The sequence below is a fragment of the Rhizobium rosettiformans genome, assembly GCF_016806065.1.
Taxonomy (GTDB): Bacteria; Pseudomonadota; Alphaproteobacteria; order Rhizobiales; family Rhizobiaceae; genus Allorhizobium.
The window spans coordinates 1,151,177-1,170,271 of the sequence record NZ_CP032405.1 but is presented as its reverse complement, the minus strand read 5'-3'; the positions used below and the strand labels follow the sequence as shown (position 1 = coordinate 1,170,271).

The following is a 19,095-nucleotide window of genomic DNA, read 5'->3' as shown; positions in this document are numbered from 1 at the left end:
CTGTTGCATTTGAAAATCGGTTGGGCCATATAGCGCCCGTCGCCGCAAGACGGACGGCCCACGATCCAGACACTACCCCAGGATCGAGGTTATGAGCGGGTGTAGCTCAGGGGTAGAGCACAACCTTGCCAAGGTTGGGGTCGAGCGTTCGAATCGCTTCACCCGCTCCATTCTTCCTCTAGACTTTATCGTTTTCGTGGGAATTTTGGCGCCTTGGCGCCGTGCTGGCTGCAATGTGTCGCCGGCCGCAGGTTGCCCCGCAGCCGGTTTTCTTCATTCAGCTCTTCGAGAAGACGTAGTCCGTTTCCTGGCGCAGAACTTCGCCCGGCCGCAGTACCGCGTTCGGGAAGTTCGGATGGTTGATTGCGTCCGGCCAGACCTGGGTTTCCATGCAAAAGCCCGCAAAGGCGCCGTAGCGCCGGCCTTCGAGGCCGGGAACAGCCGGTGCCACCTTGCCGCCGGCATAGAACTGCACGCCAGGTTCCGTTGTCAGGATTTCCATCGTCACGCCGGAATTGACGCTACGTGCCAGGGAGACGCTGCGCTTGGCGACCCGGCTGCTCGAGAAGCAGAAATTATGGTCATAGCCGAGCTGTTCGCCCTCGACTTCGAGCCGGATCGGTCGCATCTCGCGGAAGTCGAAAGCGGTGTTCTCGACGGGCCTGATTTCCCCCGTGGGGATCAGCCGCTCGTCGACCGGCGTATAATGATCGGCGGCGATCATCAGATCATGGCCGAGGATGTCTGCACGGCCATCAAGATTGAAATAGGCGTGGTGGCAGACATTGGCGATGGTCGGCTTGTCGGTCACGGTTTCATAGAGCGCCGAGAACACGCCGCCTGGCTTCAGCGCAAATGTGGCTCGGGTGCGTGTGGTCCCCGGATAGCCGGCACGACCGTCCGGATCGGTCACCTCCATCACGACGAAATCGCTGCCATGATCGAGGATCGTCCAGTTCTGTCGGCCCATGCCGTCAGAGCCGCCATGCAGGTGGGAGGTCCCCTTCTCGTTCAACTCCAACTGATAGTCGACGCCATCCAGGGTGAATCGCCCGTTGCCGATACGGTTGGCGCAGCGACCGGGTGTCGCGCCGAAATAGGGGGAATGGTCGAGATAGCCGGCGAGATCCTCGAAGCCGAGCACCAGTGGTGCATCGTGTCCCTCCAGACGCAGGTCCTGCAGGACTGCGCCAAAGGTGATGATCGAGGCTGTCAGGCCTCCACCCTTCAGCACCACCTTCTCGACCGCCTCGCCCGCGGGCATCACGCCGAATATCGTCTTCATCATTCTGTTGTTTCCTCGCCTCAATTCATCAAAGTCTTTTGTCTGTCGGTCATCGCGCCAATTCACGGGCGGCAGCTTCGAGCCCGCCCAGCGTCAGCGGATACATCCGGTCGCCGATCAGCCGGCGAATCAGGCCGACGGACATCGTATAGTCCCAGTTCGCCTGCGGAAGCGGATTGATCCAGAGATGCCGCCGGAAATGGTCGGTCAATCGCGTCATCCAGGCCGCCCCGCTTTCGGTGTTCCAGTGCTCGACCGACCCGCCCGGATGGGTGATCTCGTAAGGGCTCATCGCCGCGTCGCCGACGAAGATCAGCCGGTAGTCGGCGCCGAAGGTTCTGATGACGTCGGATGTCGGAATGGTATCGGCATGGCGGCGCTGATTGTCCTTCCAGACGCGTTCATAGGGGCAGTTGTGGAAGTAGAAATATTCCATATGGCGAAATTCTGAGCGTGCCGCCGAAAACAGCTCCTCGACCTCGCGCACATGGTCGTCCATCGAGCCGCCGATATCGAAGAACATCAGCAACTTCACGGCATTGCGTCGTTCGGGTTGGGTCTTCACGTCGAGATATCCGTGCTCTGCGGTCGAGCGAATGGTGCCGGAGAGATCCAGTTCTTCCGGAGCTCCCTCGCGCACAAAGCGGCGCAGCCGTCGAAGCGCGACCTTGATGTTGCGGGTGCCGAGTTCGACGCGGTCGTCGAGATTGCGGAACTCGCGCTGGTCCCAGACTTTTACCGCGCGGCGGTGCCGGCTTTCCTCCTGGCCGATGCGCACACCTTCCGGATTGTAGCCATGGGCGCCGAAGGGTGAGGTGCCGGCCGTGCCGATCCACTTGTTGCCGCCCTGGTGGCGTTCCTTCTGCTCGGCGAGGCGTTCTTTTAGCGTTTCCATCAGCTTGTCGAAGCCGCCGAGCGCTTCGATCAGCTTCTTGTCCTCGTCCGAGAGGTGCTTTTCGGCGATCTTGCGCAGCCAGTCTTCCGGGATCACCTGGGGACCGATACCGTCAGCAGCACCCTCGCTCAGGATGCCGCCGAAAACCTCGGAAAACACTCGGTCGAAGCGGTCGATGAAGCGCTCGTCCTTCACCAGGATGGTGCGGGCGAGATAGTAGAAACCTTCGGGATCGAAGTCGACCAGCCCCGCCTCAAGGCCTTCGAGCAAAGCCAGGTATTCCCGCAGGGTCACGGGAACCTTCTCTTCTTTCAGGCGCAGAAAAAACGGCAGGAACATCGGACGAAAATGGCTCGGTTCATCGGCGGCGGCATCCTGTCACAGAGGAACCCGCCTGTCCTGGCAAAATCCGCTCCCGTACCGCTGTCAGCCTGCCAGATCCTTGCCGATCTCGTTCAGATCATAAGGCGTCATCTGGTATATCTCGTTGATCCAGTTGCCGAACAGGAGATGCGCATGGCCGCGCCAGCGGTTGAGCGGCGTCAGCGTGTCGTCATTATGCGGGAAATAATTGTGCGGCAGCTTGATCGGGATCCCCGCCGACTTGTCACGGAAATACTCGTCGCCCAGCGAGGTCGAATCATATTCGACATGGTTGAACATGTAGAGCCGGTTTGCCCGCTTCTCCTGCACCAGGCAGACACCCATCTCGTCGGATTCGAGCAGGATCTCCAGGTCAGGCACCTTCTCAATGTCTTCCCGGCGGACTTCCGTCCAGCGGGAGACCGGAACCTGGAAATCATCGGAAAAGCCGTTCAGATAAACGGAGGAGGGCGCGAGATTGCGATGGCGATAGACCCCGAAGGCCTTCTCCTTCAGGGCATGCTTCGGCACCTTGTGGAAGTGATAGATCGCCGCCATGCCGCCCCAGCAGACATTCATCGTCGAATGCACGTTGGTCTCGGTCCAATCAAGGATCTCTTCCAGTTCCGGCCAGTAGGTCACCTCCTCGAAGGGTAGAGTCTCGACCGGTGCGCCGGTGATGATGAAGCCGTCGAACTTGCGATCCTTCACCTCGTCCCAGGTCTGGTAGAAGGAAAGAAGATGCTCTTCCGGCGTGTTCTTGGCCTTGTGGCCACCGACTCGCACCAGCGTCAGTTCCACCTGGAGCGGCGAGGCGCCGATCAGGCGGGCGAACTGCACCTCGGTCTTGATCTTGTTCGGCATGAGGTTGAGCAGGCCGATCTGCAGCGGGCGAATGTCCTGGCGGATGGCCACGGTTTCGGTCATCACCCGCACGCCCTCATGCACGAGGGTCTCAAAGGCGGGCAGCGTATCGGGGATCCTAATCGGCATCTTACTCTCGACTTTCCTTGTCACGGCGGTTTCAGACCGCGGAAACAAAAATACCGGCAGCTTTCATATCGCCACCGGTCCTCGGAAAGTCTTCAAACTCGCCTCGGCCCTTTAGCGACTTATTTTACGTGGCTGCAAGCCGGCCGGCCAAATCACCACGGAACACGTGGCCTTTTTACCCCTGTCGGGGATGCGAATCAATGGGGAAGGCAATCGCTGCCTTTGCCCACCTCACCCGCAAGGGTGAGTGCTTCTGGCGCCTCGTCGGATCCTCGGCTTTAACCCGAGGGCAAGCATCACCCGAACGGGAGGGAGCGATCCCGACCGGCGGCGAGGCTTGGGGTTTTTGACATCGACATATCCCCTCACCCTGAGGTGCCCGACATCGTCGGGCCTCGAAGGGCCAGGCCACAGTTACTGAAGAATAAGAGGGGTGCTTCGAGGCCCGCGATTCTCGCGGGCACCTCAGCATGAGGGCATCGAGACGCAAGCTTAGAGCCCCTCTCCCATGATGCAGCGCCTTACTGCTCGCCGAGCTTCATCGACGGATCGTATTCCTTTCCATGCACAGTCTTCACCACGGCCTGGCCGCAATACAGCTTGTTCTCGGCGGCGTTGAAGGTGTGGCTCGGCGATCCGTGCAGTTCCCAGCCCTTGTTGAGCGCGTCGGTGACGCGGTGGCAGAAGCTCGAATCATCCGGGCCGGTGAGGAAACGATAGACTTTCATGGCTTGTCCTTTCTGGCGGTGATCATGTCGACCTTGGCAAGGAGGCGGGCGGCCTCCTCGGCATGCAGCCGCTCGATCATGCGCCCATCGATGTTGATGACGTTGAGGCCCGCATGGGCCAGGTCGGAAAAGGTCTCTACCACCAGACGGGCCTCGGCGATGGCAGGCTCCGAAGGGCCGAAATGGTGGTTGGCGGGTTCGACCTGCGCCGGATGGATCAGCATCTTGCCGTCGAAGCCCATGGCCCTCCCTTGAGCGCTTTCATCAGAGAAGGCTTCGAGGTCGCGAAAATCGTTCGACACGCTGTCGATCACGTCGAGACCATAGGCGCGAGCGGCGAGCACGACCTGCATCAGGTAAGGAACCAGGTAGGTGCGTCCGGGGGCTGCCGGAATGCCGGTCGCCTTGCGCAGGTCGTTCAGCCCAACGACGAAGGCGTCGAGCCGGCTGTCGCTGGTTCGCCCCGAAGAGGCAATCGCTGCCGCGTTGAGCACACCGCGGGGCGTTTCGATCATGGCCCAGATCCTGAGACCTTCCGCCGCATCCTGTTCGCCGAGCAGATCCGCCACGTCCTGCACCGTGACCGGTTCCTCGACCTTGGGAAGCAGCACGGCGTCTGGCAGGCACTGCAAGACGAGGCGCATGTCCTCGCGGAAATGCGGTGTGTCGGAGGCATTGATCCTGATGATGCGTTCCCGATGGTCAAGGTCGGCATTTTGCAGGAATTCTAGAAGCTTGTGCCGGGCGTCTGCTTTCCGGTCTTCGGCGACCGAATCCTCGAGATCGAAGATGACGGCATCGCAATCGAGGCCCGTCACCTTGTCCAGGGCGCGGTCGTTGATCGCGGGCACCGTGAGGACGGATCGGCGAAGGCGGGACGGGTGGTGGAACCGAAAGGAGGAGGCCTCTGATGTCATGGCCGAGTTCTGGCAAGCTTTGGCCGGCCACGCAAGATGACAATTGGGTGAAAGGCCCTTGCAAAGCCTTGGGATAAGGACCACTTTGGAAAGTGCGAAAGGACACGAACATGCAGAACATCCGCTCCGCCGCCTATGCCCTCGTTGGCCTCGCCTTTGTCGGCCTCGCCGCCGCCTTCGCGGTGTCGCTCACTCTGGTGATCGGCGCACTCCTGACCGTGACGCTCGGCGCCCGCATGCTGATGGGCAAGACGAAGCGTGCACCGGTTTATGTGAAGGCCAAGCGTCGCGATGATGTCCGCGTCTGGAACGACGGCAAGGGCACGATCATCGATCTTTGATCTGGCCGCAGGCCGATCCATCGTCTCACCCGTCCATCGGGTGAGATCTCCTTTGCGTGCGGAAGACGGCGACAGAGCCTCTTCAAGATTCTCCTTCAAATTTCTGCGGTTTTGCTCTATGGGCGGGGCATCACACGCGCATTAGCCAGATCGAAGGCAGACTGATGGACAAGTTCGTAAAGCTCACCGGTGTCGCGGCACCGCTTCCGGTCGTCAATGTCGACACGGACATGATCATCCCCAAGGATTACCTGAAGACGATCAAGCGCACCGGTCTCGGCACCGGCTTGTTCGCCGAGGCTCGCTACAAGGAAGACGGTTCGGAGAACGCGGATTTCGTTCTTAACAAGCCGGCCTATCGCAATGCGCAGATCCTCGTTGCCGGCGACAATTTCGGGTGCGGTTCCTCGCGCGAGCATGCCCCGTGGGCGCTTCTCGACTTCGGCATCCGCTGCGTGATCTCCACGTCGTTTGCCGACATCTTCTACAACAACTGTTTCAAGAACGGCATTCTGCCGATCGTCGTCAGCCAGGAAGACCTGGACAAGCTGATGGACGATGCGTCGCGCGGTTCGAACGCCGTGCTGACCGTCGATCTGGAAGCTCAGGAAATCACCGGTCCTGACGGAGGCAAGATCTCCTTCGAAATCGATGCCTTCAAGCGCCATTGCCTGCTGAACGGCCTCGACGATATCGGCCTGACACTCGAGAAGGCGACGAGTATCTCGACCTTCGAGCAGTCCAACGCCGCCCAGCGTCCCTGGGCCTGAGCCGGTCTCAAGTGCTGAATTGATGAAGCCGGGCTCGCGCCCGGCTTTTTCTTTGGCCTCAGAGGAAACGGGCGCGCCAGGCTTCAAGTGCGGCGAGCGATACGCCGATCCCGCCGCAGACTTCGATGAGCGGTGCCTTGAAGCGCGACAGCAGATCGGAATGGACGTCCGCCACCGCAAGTGCCGCACCGCAGGCGGGCTCGACGAGGATGCGCTGGGCATCGGCGAATTTCAGTGAAGCTGCCACAGCCTCGGCGTCGGTCACCGTGACGCTTTCGATCGGGTGGGTTTTAAGAAGATCAAAGACATGTTGCGCGACCTGGCGCGCGCCGAGCGAATTGGCAATCGAGGTGATGGCCGGCAGCGTCACCCGTTCCTTTGCGAGAACGGCAGCGTTCAGGGAAGCGGCGCCTTCCGTCTCGACTGCGATGACGGGCACATCGCTAAGCTCGTTTCGGCGCAATCCTTCGACGATGCCAGCGAGCAGCCCACCGCCGCCGACGCTCGTCACCACGCAATCGAACTCGGCACCTGATTTGACCACCTCGTCGATAAGCGTTGCGTGACCTTCCCATAACAGCGGATGATCATAAGGATGGACGTAGGCGGCCTTGCGTTCCGCCGCGAGTGCCACCGCATGGGCATTGGCCTCGTCGAAGACTGACCCGTGCACCAGGACATTTGCGCCCGTTGCGGCAATCCTCGTGCGGACCTCGGCGGACGTTGTTTGCGGTACGACGATGCTGACTGGTACGCCAAGCGCCTTGCCAGCAACGGCCGCGGCAATGCCGGCATTGCCACCAGAGGCGCAGTAGATCTCCTTCGCGCCCTTGGCCACCTCGTGTTGGCAGAGCAGTCCCACCCCGCGCAGCTTGAAGCTGCCGGAAGGCTGCAAGGCATCGAGCTTCAGCCAGAGAGGCAGGCCGCTTTTGCTGTAGTCGGCGGAAGTGCGCAGGAGTGGCGTTTCGATATGAAGGGGAGAAAGGGGCATGGGGCACTCGGGAATGCTGGAGGGATGCAGATCTTTTGGACCTCGGAAACAGCCGGGTCAACCGGGAAGCCCCTGCTTGGAATGGCCGGAACCGTACCGTTTCGGGCCTATCTCGCTTGAAATGACCCTGACCCGCGCGTAAGACACCGCAACTTCTTTTCGAGTGGAGGGTTTCCATGACAGCTCGCAATCTTCTCCTTTTGCCCGGTGACGGCATCGGCCCCGAGGCCATGGCCGAAGTTCGCAAGATCATCGGCTACATGAACGAGGCGCAGGGCGCTGGCTTCGTCACCGACGAAGGTCTCGTCGGCGGTTCCGCGTATGATGCCCATGGCGCGGCAATTTCCGAAGAAGACATGGCTAAGGCGCTTGCTGCCGACGCCGTTCTCTTCGGTGCCGTTGGCGGCCCGAAGTGGGACGACGTCCCTTACGAGGTTCGCCCGGAGGCCGGCCTGCTTCGTCTGCGCAAGGATCTCGAGCTCTTCGCCAATCTGCGGCCCGCCATCTGCTATCCGGCGCTCGCCAACGCTTCCTCGCTGAAGCCGGAACTGGTCGAGGGTCTCGATATCCTCATCGTCCGCGAGCTGACCGGTGGCGTCTATTTCGGTGAGCCGAAGACCATCACCGATCTCGGCAATGGCCAGAAGCGCGCCGTCGATACGCAGGTCTACGACACCTACGAAATCGAGCGCATCGCCGCCGTCGCCTTCGAACTGGCTCGCACCCGCAACAATGCCGTCTGCTCGATGGAAAAGCGCAACGTCATGAAGTCGGGCGTCTTGTGGAACCAGGTGGTTACCGCGACCCACAAGGAGAAGTTCTCCGACGTCAAGCTCGACCACATGCTGGCCGATGCCGGCGGCATGCAGCTGGTGCGCGCCCCGAAGCAGTTCGACGTCATCGTCACCGACAACCTCTTCGGCGACATGCTCTCCGACGTTGCCGCCATGCTGACCGGTTCGCTCGGCATGCTGCCGTCGGCCTCGCTCGGCGCCCCGGATGCGAAGAGCGGCAAGCGCAAGGCGCTTTACGAGCCGGTGCACGGTTCGGCACCCGACATCGCCGGCAAGGGGATTGCCAACCCGATCGCGATGATCGCCTCCTTCGCCATGTGCCTGCGCTATTCGTTCAACATGGTCACGGAAGCCGACCGTCTCGAAAAGGCGATTGCCAACGTGCTCGACAAGGGTATCCGCACCGGCGACATCATGGCTGACGGTTGCCGCCAGGTCGGCACGGTCGAAATGGGCGATGCGATCCTCGAAGAGTTCAAGGCTCTTTCGGCCTGATCCAACCATCTGAGGTCTGATTTGACGGCGCGGGGCAACCCGCGCCGTTTTGCGTTTCGGCGTCGTCGCGACCAGCTTTGGCCTCACCCTTTCTCTCACTTCACCGTGATCACCCCTGTTCGACAGAAGGTCGCACCCCACGCGGCAATCCGATGGGTCATGCGTGGCGTAATGGTGGTCAGACAAGCAGATGAGAGTGATGCAACCACCGCCCTGTTCGACATTGTTGGAACCTGACCGAGACTAAACCGTTCAGCAAACAATGCCGGCAAATAGGCCTGCGAGAGGCCAGCGGTCCCGAGAGACCATGGAGATGTTCGATGAAAGCCACATCCGCTGACAGACACATCATAAAGTATGCCATGTCACAGCCCTATTTGGAGCGCGAGGAAGAGCTCGACCTTGCGATCCGCTGGAAGGAAAATGACGATCAGGGTGCGCGAAACCGCATCGCCCAGGCGCATATGCGTCTGGTCATTGCCATGGCCTCCAAGTTCCGTGGTTTTGGTCTGCCGCTCAACGATCTGATCCAGGAAGGCTATATCGGCCTTCTTGAAGCGGCTGCCCGCTTCGACCCTGGTCGCGAAGTGCGCTTCTCGACCTATGCCGGCTGGTGGATCCGGGCCTCGATGCAGGACTATATCCTGCGCAACTGGTCGATCGTCCGCGGTGGCACCAGCTCCAGTCAGAAGGCGCTGTTCTTCAACCTGCGTCGCCTGCGCGCCAAGCTCGCTCAGGGCGACAATCGCCTGTCCGATCAGGCGATCCATCAGGAAATTGCCTCGGCGCTCGGCGTCAGTCTCGCCGACGTTCAGTCGATGGATGCACGCCTCTCCGGCAACGACGCCTCGCTTCAGACCCCTGTAGCTGGTCGCAATGGCGAAGGTACCGAACAGCTCGAGATGTTGGAGAGCAACGAGGCGCTGCCGGACGAGCAGGTCACGTCCATCATCGATGGCGAGCGCTGGAATGGCTGGCTGAAGGATGCGATGAACCGCCTCAACGAGCGTGAAAGCCGGATCATCAAGGCGCGGCGCCTCACGGAAGATGGCGCAACGCTGGAAGAACTCGGCGCCGAGCTCGGGATTTCCAAGGAACGTGTCCGCCAGATCGAAACCCGGGCCTTGGAAAAACTGAAAGTCGCCCTCACGGATAAGGCGCCGACTGCAGCTCGCCTTGAAATGGCAATGTGAGCGGCAATCACAGATCACAATGAAAAAGCCGGCGGAGATGCCGGCTTTTTCATGCGAACTTCAATGCCTGACGGGCCTTATCAAGGAAGAGGCTCTGGGCGCCCCCTATCTCAGAATGACAGCATTTGAGGAGAGTATCCCGCGGGTTTGATCGCCAGCAGTTTGATTGACGCACAAGGTTGCCCGGGTGACGACTTCGACTGCATACCCCCTCTGGCGGGCGGCAAGGGCGGTCTTTGCGACACAATATCGGAAATCCAGCCCCACAATTCGGAGCTTACCCACGTCGAGCCTTTCCAGAAGCTCGTCCAGCTCGCCCGTCTCGAATGCGTCCTGAACTCTCTTGACAAGGACGTGTTCGGCAAGCCCTGCAAAGGGCTTCGCGATCTGGGTTCCGGGCGTTCCCTCAATTGCTTGGCCTCTCATTGTCAGGCGCGCGATGATCTTTGTCGATAGGATGGACCACTCTTGGCGCACCGCGATGATCGGCAGATTTTCGGCCTTCGCCTTCGCCACTTCGGCGAGGATGGCTGACATCGCATCCGCCTTTGCTACGTCCTCATAGGGACCTTCGTCCCAGAACACGGATTGCAGATCGATCAGGAGCAGTGCTGTCCCGGGACGGCTGCCAATAGGCATGCCGGGACTGACGGCACCGATCTTTCTGACGCCGTTCGCAAGCCAAACAAGCCCGGAAAGGGCGGCTATGGTGAGAATCTGGCCTATCACTTCGCTTGCTCCTCCCCCTCGACCTTCAGTTTCTCAAGTAGAATCCTCACCACCTGAAGTGCTGTCTCGATATCGCTCGCATCAATCTCCGCACCGAGCTGTTCCACCAGCCGTTTTTCACGCATCACGACCTCTTCGATCAGGCTCTGGCCTTTGGGGGTAAGCGCAATCATCGTGGATCGCTTGTGACGCGGGTTGGTGCGGCCGACTGTGAGGCCTTCCGCAAGCGTTTCGTTGACCATCAGCTGCACATACTGTCGTTTGATCTCAAGCTTCATCGCGATTTCGGGTACGCTGGCGCTCCCATGGGCGTGAAGAATTTCGAGAACTGCCCGCATGCGAACGGTCAGCCCGGTGCCGTCCAACCCTCTCTCGACACGCGCCTCTGCGGCCTGCATGAGCGGACGCGACAACCATATGAGGCGATAAAGCTGTTCATATTTTTTCATGACAACTATGATGTCATAATGACATTTATGTTGTCAATTCCGAGGGCCGTCAAACTGATAGGCAGTCTTGTTCCCGCACGCAGGCTTTCACCAACGGAGGATACGGCAGTCGCCGGCTTCAGATATCTGCAGTCTTCCCGTGGATTCGTCTGGGAGGGCCAGGGCGCGACTTTGTCACTCCGAGATGATCTTGACGCGCATGCCTGGGGTGACCGTCGAGGTCGGGCCGAGCGCGTTGATCAGCCGGAAGAGTTCAAGCTTGCGATCGGTGCCCATCATGCGTGCCGACAAGGTTCCGACCGAGTCGTTGGAACCGACCGTCACCACGCGGACGCGGAGCGGCTTCAGCGAGGCTGCTTCCTGCGGCGTGATCCGGCGGAAAGAGGCGCGCAGCTGGGCTGCCGTTGTTTCGAGGGCCGGGCTGCCCTTGGGCACTGCTGTCAGGAAGCGGAAGATCTGCGGCCCGATCCGGATCACGGTGATATCGAAATCCCAGCGATCGGCCGAGGCACGGGCGGTCGCCGCTTCCAGTCCGTTGACGCTGATGGTGCGGATCGTATCCGGCAGGAGACCGGTTACCCAGCCGCTCGAGATATAGTTCGGCAGGCTGATCTTCTGACTGTCGGCCACGCCGTCGAAACGGATGGCGACATCGCCAGGTCCGGTGGCGAGGACGGCCTCGACCTTGTTGTCGATCTGGAAGCCCTGGGGCACGTCAAAGCGAATTCCGAGTTGCCCATGCAGGAAGGTCTGGCCACGAACGAAACCCTCCTGGGGGCTGTCGCCATAGAGCAGGCCATCAATGCCGTTCAGGTAATAGTCGCGGCCGGTTTCGCCATGGCTGCCCTCCGGACCGAAGGCGCGGGCATGGCGTTTTGCCAGCTCCACACGCTGCGGGGCGTTCGGATGGCTCGACAAGAAGTCGAGGCTCTGGTCGGCATCGGGATCGACAGAGCTGAACTGGCTGTAACGGGCCATGGAATCGAGAAAGCGCGCGGCAGCATAGGGGTCGTAACCGGCTTCGCCGAGTGTGCGTACGCCGATGACGTCAGCCTGCAGCTCCTGCTGGCGCGAGAAGGCGGCGAGGCGCAGCTTGCCGCGCGCCAGCGCCTGCTTGCCGGCGAGGTCGCTGGAGAGCACTTCAGCAACGACGCGGCTCGCAATCACTTCCGCCTCTTCGCGTCGCTGCCGTTCGATGCCGTGATTAGCCGTGACGTGCGCCATTTCGTGGCTGAGTACGGCTGCCACTTCCGACGCGTCGTTGGCGAGCGCCAGGAGACCGCGTGTCACGTAGAGATAGCCGCCCGGCAAGGCGAAGGCGTTGATCGCCGGCGAGTTCAGGATGGTGATGCGATAGGACTGATTCGGGTTTTCCGAGACCGCCGTCAGGGCCCCGGCGATGCGCGCCACCAGGCGTTCGGTCTTGGCGTCGGAATATTCGCCGCCATAGGATGCGACGATGCGCGGGTGTTCACGGGCACCCATCTGAGCGCGTGGGTCGCCCTTCTGGACTTCGTCGACGATCTGCGGATTGCTGGAGGGCGCAACGGACGGCTCGTAGGCCTGTTCGAACACTGACTGGCAGGACGAGAGCACGAGACCGGCCGAGACGAGCACGGCAACACTCGACGCAAGCCTGAAGGGCCGGCGCCGCCGATCCATTTCGGCAGCTATCGCGCTGTTCCGGCTCAAAAACTGCATCCTGCCCCTTCACCCTGTTCCCGAACGACCACCAAGCCGGTGACATCCGGGTGCAGCATCCAATTGCCTTGCGCCAAACCGCATTGTGCTGATCCGGCAGCATTTCACATAGTGCGAAACCACCGCTCGCTCCAGAAGATAGTCACGCCGAAGCAAATGACCAATGCTCTTGCTGAAGGAACAACCATTCCAAACGCGCATGGCAGGCGCGGGCGACCAAATTAAGGCGATTCGGATGCAATCGGTGCCACGCTGAGGAAGTCGCGTACGGCTGTGACATCGGTTCTCGTGAGAAAATCACTCTTCGATGCATTCACCAGCACATGACCGTTTTCGAGGAAGACGACATGGTCCGCCAAACGCATGATGTCGCGAGGATCGTGGGTGACGAGCAGGATGGTGGCCGCCGTTTCGGCATGAAGTTCTACAAGCAGGTCAACCATCGCGCTCCGCAAACCCGGATCGAGTGCGGCGAAGGGCTCGTCGAGGAGCAGGATCGGGCGGCTGCGGACTAAAGCGCGAGCGAAGGCTGCCCGCTGCCGCTCTCCGCCCGAGAGCGAACCCGGCAGCCGCCGCTCGTAGCCTGCAAGGCCGACGCGCACCAGAGCGGCGGAGATCGCCTTGCGGTCGGCCGGCGCCAGGCGCAGGCCCGGATGAACTCCAAGGCCGATATTGGTGAAAAGATCGAGATGGGCAAAGAGGTTGTTGTCCTGGAAGACCAGCGAGACCGGCCGCTCCGCCGGCGCCAGATCCGTCACATCTTGTCCCGCGATTTCGATCCGACCCGTGTCGGGTTGCTCGAAGCCGGAGACGAGGTTGAGCAGGGTGGACTTGCCCGATCCGGACGGGCCGACAATCGCGGTGATCTTGCGGGCATTGAAACCGAAGTCGAAATGAAAGTCGCGCTGGCCGAGTGTCAGTCGCACCGCATCGAGGTGGATCGCCGTCGAAGTCTCATCGCGCATCGGGGGCCTCCCGCTTACTTGCCTGACGGGTTCCCGGCGCCCCGAGGAGCGCGAGGAGGAGGCAGACCATTCCGAGCAGCAGGGCAAGTCCATCGGCATCCGTGCTGCGGTAGCTTCCCATGGACGCATAGATGAGGGCGGGTAGAGTCATGATGTTTTCCGAGCCGAACAGGGCGACCGCTCCGAGATCTCCGAGGGAGAGTGCCATGGAAAAGGCGAGCGCGGTGAGAAATGGGCGCTTCAGCTCCGGCCAGTCGACGCGGCGCAGACGCTGAGCAACGGAGAGACCCAGGCTTTCGGCAAGGCGCCCCGTGCGTGCGCGGTGCTCGCGATAGGCCGGCTCCAGCACGCGTACGGCAAAAGGCAGGGCCATCAGCGCGTTGATGCCAGCGACGATCAGGGGGGCAAAGCGTGCGACCTCACCGCTCGACCGGAGCGCCAGAAACCAGCCGGTGGCAAGTACGCTCGTCGGGATAAGCAGAACCAGCGACGACAACGAGGCAAGTGCGATCGACATGAGGCGATTGCCGGCATTCCGGTTTCGCTGCGTGTCGATTTCGGTCCTTGCTGCGACCGCGCCAAAGGCAAGCAGTGTCGCCGTAGTGCCTGATACGAGTGCCACGAGTAGGCTGGTCAGGGCCGCCTGCTGGAAGGCCGCTTGCGATATCAGCCGAGCGAGGTCTGCCTGTAGCCCCGAGACGACGACCTGGCCAAGTGGCAGGACGAGGAAGAGGCCGGCCAGCGAAAGCAGCAGCGCGTCGACCAAGCGGACGATCGGGCGTCGGCCATCGAAACGGGGGAAGCGTCGCCCGCTGGTGACACCGGTGTCGGAGGCTGCCGGCAACAGGCTGAGGCCGATGAGGATGACGCCGGTGACCGTGATCTGCAGCAGCGCCAGCGATACGGCGCGCTCCGGATTGAAGTCGAAGCGGAGAGCCTGGTAGATGGCGACTTCGATCGTTGTTGCGGCAGGGCCGCCACCGAAGATCAGCACCAGCGTGAAGCTCGTCACGCAGAGCATGAAGATCAGCCCCGCGGCCCCAGGGATGACGCGCGCCAAAACGGGCCACTCGATGAAGCGGAAGGTGGCGATCGGTGACAGGCCGAGGCTCGCCGACATTCGCCAATATTCAGCCGGCACGCGCTCCAGGGCAGACAGCATCAGTCGCGTGGCAAGCGGCAGGTTGAAAAAGACATGGGCAATCAGAATTCCGGTCAGGCCGTAGACGGAGATGGGCTGCGAGAGACCGAGGCTGCTCAAGGCATCGTTGACGATGCCGTTGCGGCCGAAAATCCCGATCAGACCCAGAGCACCGATCAGAACCGGCAGACCCATGGGAACGGCCATCAGGCGGATCAGCCAGATACGTCCGGGAAAAGCCGGCTGACGGGCAAGCGCGCTGACCACGGGCAGGGCAAGACCGACGGAGAGGAGCGTCGAGAGAAACGCCTGCCATAGGGTGAATGACAGCACCGAACGAACGACGGGATCGCCGAAGGCCTGCAGAATGCCACCGGTCATTCTCCCGGCGAGCAATGCGGACAGGGCGATACCGACGAAAGCCGCCACGGCCAGCAAAACCAAAAGGCCGCCCGCGAATGCGGGCAGCCTCTGACGTCTCGACTGGTGAAGCGGTCGGAGCATCTTGCCTTATTTCAGCGTCATTGCCGTCAGCCACTCGTCGATCCAGGCCTGACGGTTTGCCGCCACTTCGGCCGGGTCCATCAGGAAGGTGGTCTTTGGCTGAACGAGCTTGCCGAAGGCCTCCGGCAGGGGCTCGGAGGTTGCGGCGACCGGCATCATCCAGTTGTTGGTGGGGATGGTGTCCTGGAAGCCGGGCTCAAGCATGAAGGTTAGGAACTGGCGAGCGAGCTCCTTTTCCGGCGCATTCTTCAGAAGGCCTGCGACCTCGATCTGGATGTAGTGCCCTTCGGAGAATTCGGCTGCCTGATAGCGGTCGGTCTCTTCGGCGACCATGTGATAGGCAGGCGAGGTCGTGTAGGAGAGCACCATCGGTGCCTCGCCCTTGGTGAACAGGCCATAGGCTTCCGACCAGCCGGGTGTCACGGTCAGGACGCGATCCTTGAGCTTGGCCCAGGCTTCCGGCGCTTGGTCGCCATAGACTGACTTGACCCAGAGCAGGAGGCCGAGACCCGGCGTCGAGGTGCGCGGATCCTGGATGACGATCTTCTGGGCCGGGTCGCCCTCGACCAGGTCCTTTAGGCTCGTCGGCGGGTTCTGGATCGTCTCGGTGTCGTAGATCACGGCGAAATGGCCGTAGTCGTAAGGCAGGAAGGTATCGTCGCTGAAACCGCCGGGCACCTGGACATTGGCGGCATCAACGCCATGGGCTTCGAAGAGGCCGGTCTCTTTGGCTTCCTCGACAAGATTGGTGTCGAGGCCGAGCACGACATCGGCCTTCGAGGTCTCGCCTTCCAGCTTCAGGCGTGTGAGCAACGCCACGCCATCGGCGACGCCGACCAAATTGACGGTGCAGTCGCAGGTCTGTTCGAAGGCTTCCTTGACCTTGGGACCGGGACCCCATTCGGAAACAAAGCTCTCATAGGTGTAGACGGTCAGCGTCTTGTCGGCAGCGAGCGTCGGGGAGACGAAGCCGATCATGGCGGCTGCAACGCCGCCGATAAACATGGAAACAGTCGTGGGTCGCATGGCGCCCTCCTCCTTCATCATCATTGCTGTCGGGATAGGGCGTTTGCGATCGACGCGTCTAATCCCTCCGCCGGTGTTAACCGGATCAGGTTCCGCGGGTTGGCTGACGCCTCTCAGCATTTCGGTCCCGAAGGATCGAAAGGCACCCCGTTAGAGCACTGTGGAGATAGCGCGCGTCACCGGCGAGCGCAAGGTGGGCAATGCATGCGCAGTCGGCTTCAGGCGCGCTCGCCGGAACCGGGCAGTTGGAGAAGTGGGGAGATCAGGGCCTGATGAGAGACGCTGGAGAGCCTCAGCCCTCAAGCTCCTCGCGCAGCATTTCGAGCTCCAGCCATTCCTCTTCCATGCGCGTGATGTCGGCACGCAGCTTTTCCATTTCGGCGGCGAGCTTGTTGAACGTCGCCGGATCCTTGGTGAAGAGGTTGGGATCGGCCATCCTGGCTTCGCGGGTCGCGATTTCCTTTTCGGCCTTTTCCATTTCCTTCGGCAGATTTTCGAGCGCGAATTTCTGCTTGAAGGAAAGCTTGCCCTTGCTGTTTGCGCTGCCGGCAGGCTTGCCGCCCGAGGCTTCCTGGGCCTTGGCCTTCTCGGCCTTTTCGACCCGCTTACGTTCGTCCTCGACGCCCTTGCGCTGGGCGAGCATGTCGGAATAGCCGCCGGCATATTCGATCCAGCGACCATCGGGTGCGTCGGGGTTGGCCGGTGCGATGGTCGAGGTCACGGTGCGGTCGAGGAAGTCGCGGTCGTGGCTGACCAGGATCACGGTGCCGGAATAGCCCGCGACGATTTCCTGCAGCAGATCGAGGGTCTCGATGTCGAGGTCGTTGGTCGGTTCGTCGAGGATGAGCAGGTTCGAGGGCTTTGCCATGATGCGCGCCAGCATCAGGCGCGCGCGCTCGCCGCCGGAGAGGTTGCGGATCGGGGTGCGGGCTTGTTCCGGCTGGAAGAGGAAGTCCTTCATGTAGCCGGTGACATGCTTCTGTTCACCGTTGACGAGTAGGTTTTCACCGCGTCCGTCTGTCAGGTAATGGGCGAGCGTGTCATCAGGATTCAGGTCCTCGCGCTTCTGGTCGAGAACGGCGATTTCGAGATTGGTGCCTAGCTTGACCACACCTTCGTCCGGCGAGAGCTGGCCCGTCAGCATCTTGAGCAACGTCGTCTTGCCGGCACCGTTTGGGCCGATCAGGCCGATGCAATCACCGCGATGAACGCGGATCGAGAAGGGCGCGACGATGATCCGATCGCCATAAGTCTTGGTGATCTTATCCGCCTCGATGACGAGCTTGCCGCTTTCCTTGCCTTCGGTGGCCGTGGCCTGGATCGTGCCCTGCGGACCCTTGTGTCCACGGTAATTGGCGCGCAGAGCCTGGAGGTTGCCGAGGCGGCGCATGTTGCGCTTGCGGCGTGCGGTCACACCATAGCGCAGCCAGTGCTCTTCGCGCTCGATCTGGCGACCGAGCTTGTGCTGTTCGATCTCTTCCTCTTCCAGCACCTGGTCACGCCATTCCTCGAAATGGGCAAAGCCACGGTTCAGTCGTCGCGACTGGCCGCGATCGAGCCAGACCGTGGCGGTCGAGATCTTTTCGAGGAAACGTCTGTCGTGTGAAATCAGGACAAGCGCGCTGCGGCTCTTGGACAATTCGCCTTCCAGCCATTCGATGGTGGGCAGGTCGAGATGGTTGGTCGGCTCGTCGAGCATCAGGATATCAGGCTCGGGCGCCAGCACCCGGGCAAGGGCTGCGCGGCGGGCTTCCCCACCGGAGAGACGGGTCGGATCTTCCTGGCCGGTCAGGCCGAGATGCTCGAGCAGATAGGTGACGCGGTAGGGATCGTCGCCCGGTCCCAATCCCGCCTCGGCATAGGCCTGGACCGTGGCATAACCGGCAAAATCCGGTGCCTGTTCCAGGTAGCGGATGGTCGAGGACGGATGGCGGAACACCTCGCCGGACTGCGCTTCGACGAGGCCGGCGGCGATCTTCATCAGCGTTGATTTGCCCGAACCGTTGCGGCCGACCAGGCAGATGCGGTCGCCAGGCTCCACCTGCAGGCCGGCACCGGCGAGCAAAGGCGTTCCGCCGAAGGAGAGTTGGATATCGTCGAGTTTCAGAATGGGAGGTGCCAAGGGATCAGGCTCCGGAAAGATCGTAGGGGCGGGCGAGCAGAATTGCTCTGCCACGGGACAGCGAGACCGAGATCGGTCCTTCGGCGATGTTGGATATCGTGCGCGATGAGCCGAAGGGCAGACTGAAGTCCTGCAGAGGATAGCGTGCGTTGCGGATCGTCAGTCCTTCGAGCGTGGTGAAGCCGAGCACCGAGAAAAGCGCGCCTCTGGGCATTTCGAGTGCCAGTTCGCTGTCCGCGGCGAAAGGATAGGCTTCTTCCTCGCCGGAGGTCAGGACCACCTCATAACCGTCTTCGACGAGGCCGAGGGCGTTCAGATAATGTTGCAGCGCGTGATCGGAGCGTTCGCCGCCGAGGGCGCCGACGCAGATCAACCGGGTGGCGCCGCGCGCGATTGCTTCCGCAACCGCGATTTCCCCGTCGGTGACGGCCTTTGCTGCCGGATAGCTGCGGCGTTCCACAGTCGGAAAACGGGCGATCAATCCGGTGTCGCTGCTGTCGAAGTCTCCGACCCAGAGCTCCGGGGTCACGCCGAGGCTTTCTGCATGGCGCATGCCGCCATCGGCCGCAATCACGCGGCTTCCTCCGGTCAGCGCCCGCAGGCGGTCGGTAACGGCGAGGCTTCCGCCGAGAAGAAGGGTGAAAGAGGTCGTGGTCATGCGCCTGCCCTTAGCGCATCTTCGCCAAAAAGGGA

General features: G+C 61.5%; 18 protein-coding genes, 1 tRNA gene and 2 riboswitches. Of the genes, 5 read left to right on the top strand and 14 right to left on the bottom strand.

Annotation, left to right across the window (positions count from 1 at the left end; all coding sequences use genetic code 11):
- Positions 1 to 95: 95 nt before the first annotated feature.
- A tRNA-Gly gene (locus D4A92_RS05595) sits at positions 96 to 170 on the top strand.
- Positions 171 to 277: 107 nt separating this feature from the next.
- Here the strand turns inward: D4A92_RS05595 and D4A92_RS05590 are convergent.
- The 5 genes from D4A92_RS05590 to D4A92_RS05570 all read right to left on the bottom strand — a co-directional run bounded on the left by D4A92_RS05590 (position 278) and on the right by D4A92_RS05570 (position 5,181).
- Positions 278 to 1,288 (bottom strand): aldose epimerase family protein, encoded by a 1,011-nt coding sequence (locus D4A92_RS05590; RefSeq protein ID WP_425958679.1) that lies wholly within the window; start codon positions 1,286 to 1,288, stop codon positions 278 to 280.
- Between the two features lie 46 nt (positions 1,289 to 1,334).
- Positions 1,335 to 2,519: a vWA domain-containing protein gene (locus tag D4A92_RS05585; protein WP_203018649.1), complete on the bottom strand. Its 1,185-nt coding sequence runs from the start codon at positions 2,517 to 2,519 to the stop codon at positions 1,335 to 1,337.
- Between the two features lie 87 nt (positions 2,520 to 2,606).
- Entirely contained in the window at positions 2,607 to 3,536 is a 930-nt protein-coding gene (gene metA, locus D4A92_RS05580) for a homoserine O-acetyltransferase MetA (RefSeq protein WP_203018648.1), read from the bottom strand.
- Between the two features lie 91 nt (positions 3,537 to 3,627).
- A riboswitch (SAM riboswitch) is annotated at positions 3,628 to 3,705 on the bottom strand.
- A 352-nt stretch (positions 3,706 to 4,057) separates the two neighbouring features.
- Positions 4,058 to 4,264: a DUF1737 domain-containing protein gene (locus D4A92_RS05575; protein ID WP_069042784.1), complete on the bottom strand. Its 207-nt coding sequence runs from the start codon at positions 4,262 to 4,264 to the stop codon at positions 4,058 to 4,060.
- A complete protein-coding gene (locus tag D4A92_RS05570; RefSeq protein ID WP_203018647.1) occupies positions 4,261 to 5,181 on the bottom strand; it encodes an HpcH/HpaI aldolase/citrate lyase family protein in 921 nt (306 codons plus the stop codon). Before D4A92_RS05570 ends, D4A92_RS05575 begins: the two co-directional genes overlap by 4 nt.
- Before the next feature lie 110 nt (positions 5,182 to 5,291).
- Between D4A92_RS05570 and D4A92_RS05565 the strand changes: the two genes are divergently transcribed.
- Together D4A92_RS05565 and leuD are read left to right on the top strand one after the other, a co-directional pair.
- Positions 5,292 to 5,522 carry a hypothetical protein gene (locus D4A92_RS05565; RefSeq protein WP_203018646.1) on the top strand — a complete coding sequence of 77 codons (231 nt, stop codon included), beginning with the start codon at positions 5,292 to 5,294 and terminating at the stop codon, positions 5,520 to 5,522.
- Positions 5,523 to 5,686: 164 nt separating this feature from the next.
- Positions 5,687 to 6,292: a 3-isopropylmalate dehydratase small subunit gene (gene leuD, locus D4A92_RS05560; protein WP_203018645.1), complete on the top strand. Its 606-nt coding sequence runs from the start codon at positions 5,687 to 5,689 to the stop codon at positions 6,290 to 6,292.
- A gap of 58 nt (positions 6,293 to 6,350) precedes the next feature.
- Here leuD and D4A92_RS05555 read toward each other — a convergent pair whose 3' ends face one another.
- The gene (locus D4A92_RS05555) at positions 6,351 to 7,283 is read right to left on the bottom strand and encodes a pyridoxal-phosphate dependent enzyme (protein WP_203018644.1); all 933 of its coding nucleotides are present in this window, start codon (positions 7,281 to 7,283) and stop codon (positions 6,351 to 6,353) included.
- Between the two features lie 176 nt (positions 7,284 to 7,459).
- On the opposite strand from D4A92_RS05555, the gene leuB reads away from it, so the two are divergent.
- Positions 7,460 to 8,572 (top strand): 3-isopropylmalate dehydrogenase, encoded by a 1,113-nt coding sequence (gene leuB / locus D4A92_RS05550; RefSeq protein ID WP_203018643.1) that lies wholly within the window; start codon positions 7,460 to 7,462, stop codon positions 8,570 to 8,572.
- A gap of 320 nt (positions 8,573 to 8,892) precedes the next feature.
- Positions 8,893 to 9,765: an RNA polymerase factor sigma-32 gene (locus D4A92_RS05545; RefSeq protein WP_203018642.1), complete on the top strand. Its 873-nt coding sequence runs from the start codon at positions 8,893 to 8,895 to the stop codon at positions 9,763 to 9,765.
- A 105-nt stretch (positions 9,766 to 9,870) separates the two neighbouring features.
- Here the strand turns inward: D4A92_RS05545 and D4A92_RS05540 are convergent, their stop codons facing one another.
- From D4A92_RS05540 to D4A92_RS05505, 8 genes are all read right to left on the bottom strand, one after another.
- Complete coding sequence (locus D4A92_RS05540; RefSeq protein WP_246754082.1) at positions 9,871 to 10,404, bottom strand: cysteine hydrolase family protein; 534 nt, start codon at positions 10,402 to 10,404, stop codon at positions 9,871 to 9,873.
- Between the two features lie 86 nt (positions 10,405 to 10,490).
- Positions 10,491 to 10,943 carry a MarR family winged helix-turn-helix transcriptional regulator gene (locus tag D4A92_RS05535; RefSeq protein WP_203018640.1) on the bottom strand — a complete coding sequence of 151 codons (453 nt, stop codon included), beginning with the start codon at positions 10,941 to 10,943 and terminating at the stop codon, positions 10,491 to 10,493.
- 174 nt (positions 10,944 to 11,117) lie between these two features.
- A complete protein-coding gene (locus D4A92_RS05530; protein ID WP_425958673.1) occupies positions 11,118 to 12,644 on the bottom strand; it encodes a M48 family metalloprotease in 1,527 nt (508 codons plus the stop codon).
- A 221-nt stretch (positions 12,645 to 12,865) separates the two neighbouring features.
- Positions 12,866 to 13,609: a thiamine ABC transporter ATP-binding protein gene (locus D4A92_RS05525; RefSeq protein ID WP_203018638.1), complete on the bottom strand. Its 744-nt coding sequence runs from the start codon at positions 13,607 to 13,609 to the stop codon at positions 12,866 to 12,868.
- Complete coding sequence (locus tag D4A92_RS05520) at positions 13,599 to 15,254, bottom strand: thiamine/thiamine pyrophosphate ABC transporter permease ThiP (protein WP_203018636.1); 1,656 nt, start codon at positions 15,252 to 15,254, stop codon at positions 13,599 to 13,601. The genes D4A92_RS05525 and D4A92_RS05520 overlap by 11 nt, the downstream gene beginning before the upstream one ends.
- 6 nt (positions 15,255 to 15,260) lie before the next feature.
- Positions 15,261 to 16,259, bottom strand: a complete 999-nt coding sequence (gene thiB / locus D4A92_RS05515; RefSeq protein ID WP_246754081.1) for a thiamine ABC transporter substrate binding subunit — start codon at positions 16,257 to 16,259, stop codon at positions 15,261 to 15,263.
- Between the two features lie 66 nt (positions 16,260 to 16,325).
- Positions 16,326 to 16,440: riboswitch (TPP riboswitch) on the bottom strand.
- Positions 16,441 to 16,572: 132 nt separating this feature from the next.
- Positions 16,573 to 18,402, bottom strand: a complete 1,830-nt coding sequence (locus tag D4A92_RS05510) for an ABC-F family ATP-binding cassette domain-containing protein (RefSeq protein ID WP_203018632.1) — start codon at positions 18,400 to 18,402, stop codon at positions 16,573 to 16,575.
- 4 nt (positions 18,403 to 18,406) lie between these two features.
- Positions 18,407 to 19,060, bottom strand: coding sequence for a thiamine diphosphokinase (locus tag D4A92_RS05505; protein ID WP_203018630.1), 654 nt, complete (start codon positions 19,058 to 19,060; stop codon positions 18,407 to 18,409).
- Positions 19,061 to 19,095 lie beyond the last annotated feature (35 nt).

Bases quoted from the DNA above. Each gene is read 5' to 3' on its own strand.
- D4A92_RS05590 (WP_425958679.1), bottom strand. From the start codon at position 1,288: ATGATGAAGACGATATTCGGCGTGATGCCCGCGGGCGAGGCGGTCGAG.
- D4A92_RS05585 (WP_203018649.1), bottom strand. From the start codon at position 2,519: ATGTTCCTGCCGTTTTTTCTGCGCCTGAAAGAAGAGAAGGTTCCCGTG.
- metA (WP_203018648.1), bottom strand. From the start codon at position 3,536: ATGCCGATTAGGATCCCCGATACGCTGCCCGCCTTTGAGACCCTCGTG.
- D4A92_RS05575 (WP_069042784.1), bottom strand. From the start codon at position 4,264: ATGAAAGTCTATCGTTTCCTCACCGGCCCGGATGATTCGAGCTTCTGC.
- D4A92_RS05570 (WP_203018647.1), bottom strand. From the start codon at position 5,181: ATGACATCAGAGGCCTCCTCCTTTCGGTTCCACCACCCGTCCCGCCTT.
- D4A92_RS05565 (WP_203018646.1), top strand. From the start codon at position 5,292: ATGCAGAACATCCGCTCCGCCGCCTATGCCCTCGTTGGCCTCGCCTTT.
- leuD (WP_203018645.1), top strand. From the start codon at position 5,687: ATGGACAAGTTCGTAAAGCTCACCGGTGTCGCGGCACCGCTTCCGGTC.
- D4A92_RS05555 (WP_203018644.1), bottom strand. From the start codon at position 7,283: ATGCCCCTTTCTCCCCTTCATATCGAAACGCCACTCCTGCGCACTTCC.
- leuB (WP_203018643.1), top strand. From the start codon at position 7,460: ATGACAGCTCGCAATCTTCTCCTTTTGCCCGGTGACGGCATCGGCCCC.
- D4A92_RS05545 (WP_203018642.1), top strand. From the start codon at position 8,893: ATGAAAGCCACATCCGCTGACAGACACATCATAAAGTATGCCATGTCA.
- D4A92_RS05540 (WP_246754082.1), bottom strand. From the start codon at position 10,404: ATGCCTATTGGCAGCCGTCCCGGGACAGCACTGCTCCTGATCGATCTG.
- D4A92_RS05535 (WP_203018640.1), bottom strand. From the start codon at position 10,943: ATGAAAAAATATGAACAGCTTTATCGCCTCATATGGTTGTCGCGTCCG.
- D4A92_RS05530 (WP_425958673.1), bottom strand. From the start codon at position 12,644: ATGCAGTTTTTGAGCCGGAACAGCGCGATAGCTGCCGAAATGGATCGG.
- D4A92_RS05525 (WP_203018638.1), bottom strand. From the start codon at position 13,609: ATGCGCGATGAGACTTCGACGGCGATCCACCTCGATGCGGTGCGACTG.
- D4A92_RS05520 (WP_203018636.1), bottom strand. From the start codon at position 15,254: ATGCTCCGACCGCTTCACCAGTCGAGACGTCAGAGGCTGCCCGCATTC.
- thiB (WP_246754081.1), bottom strand. From the start codon at position 16,259: ATGTTTATCGGCGGCGTTGCAGCCGCCATGATCGGCTTCGTCTCCCCG.
- D4A92_RS05505 (WP_203018630.1), bottom strand. From the start codon at position 19,060: ATGACCACGACCTCTTTCACCCTTCTTCTCGGCGGAAGCCTCGCCGTT.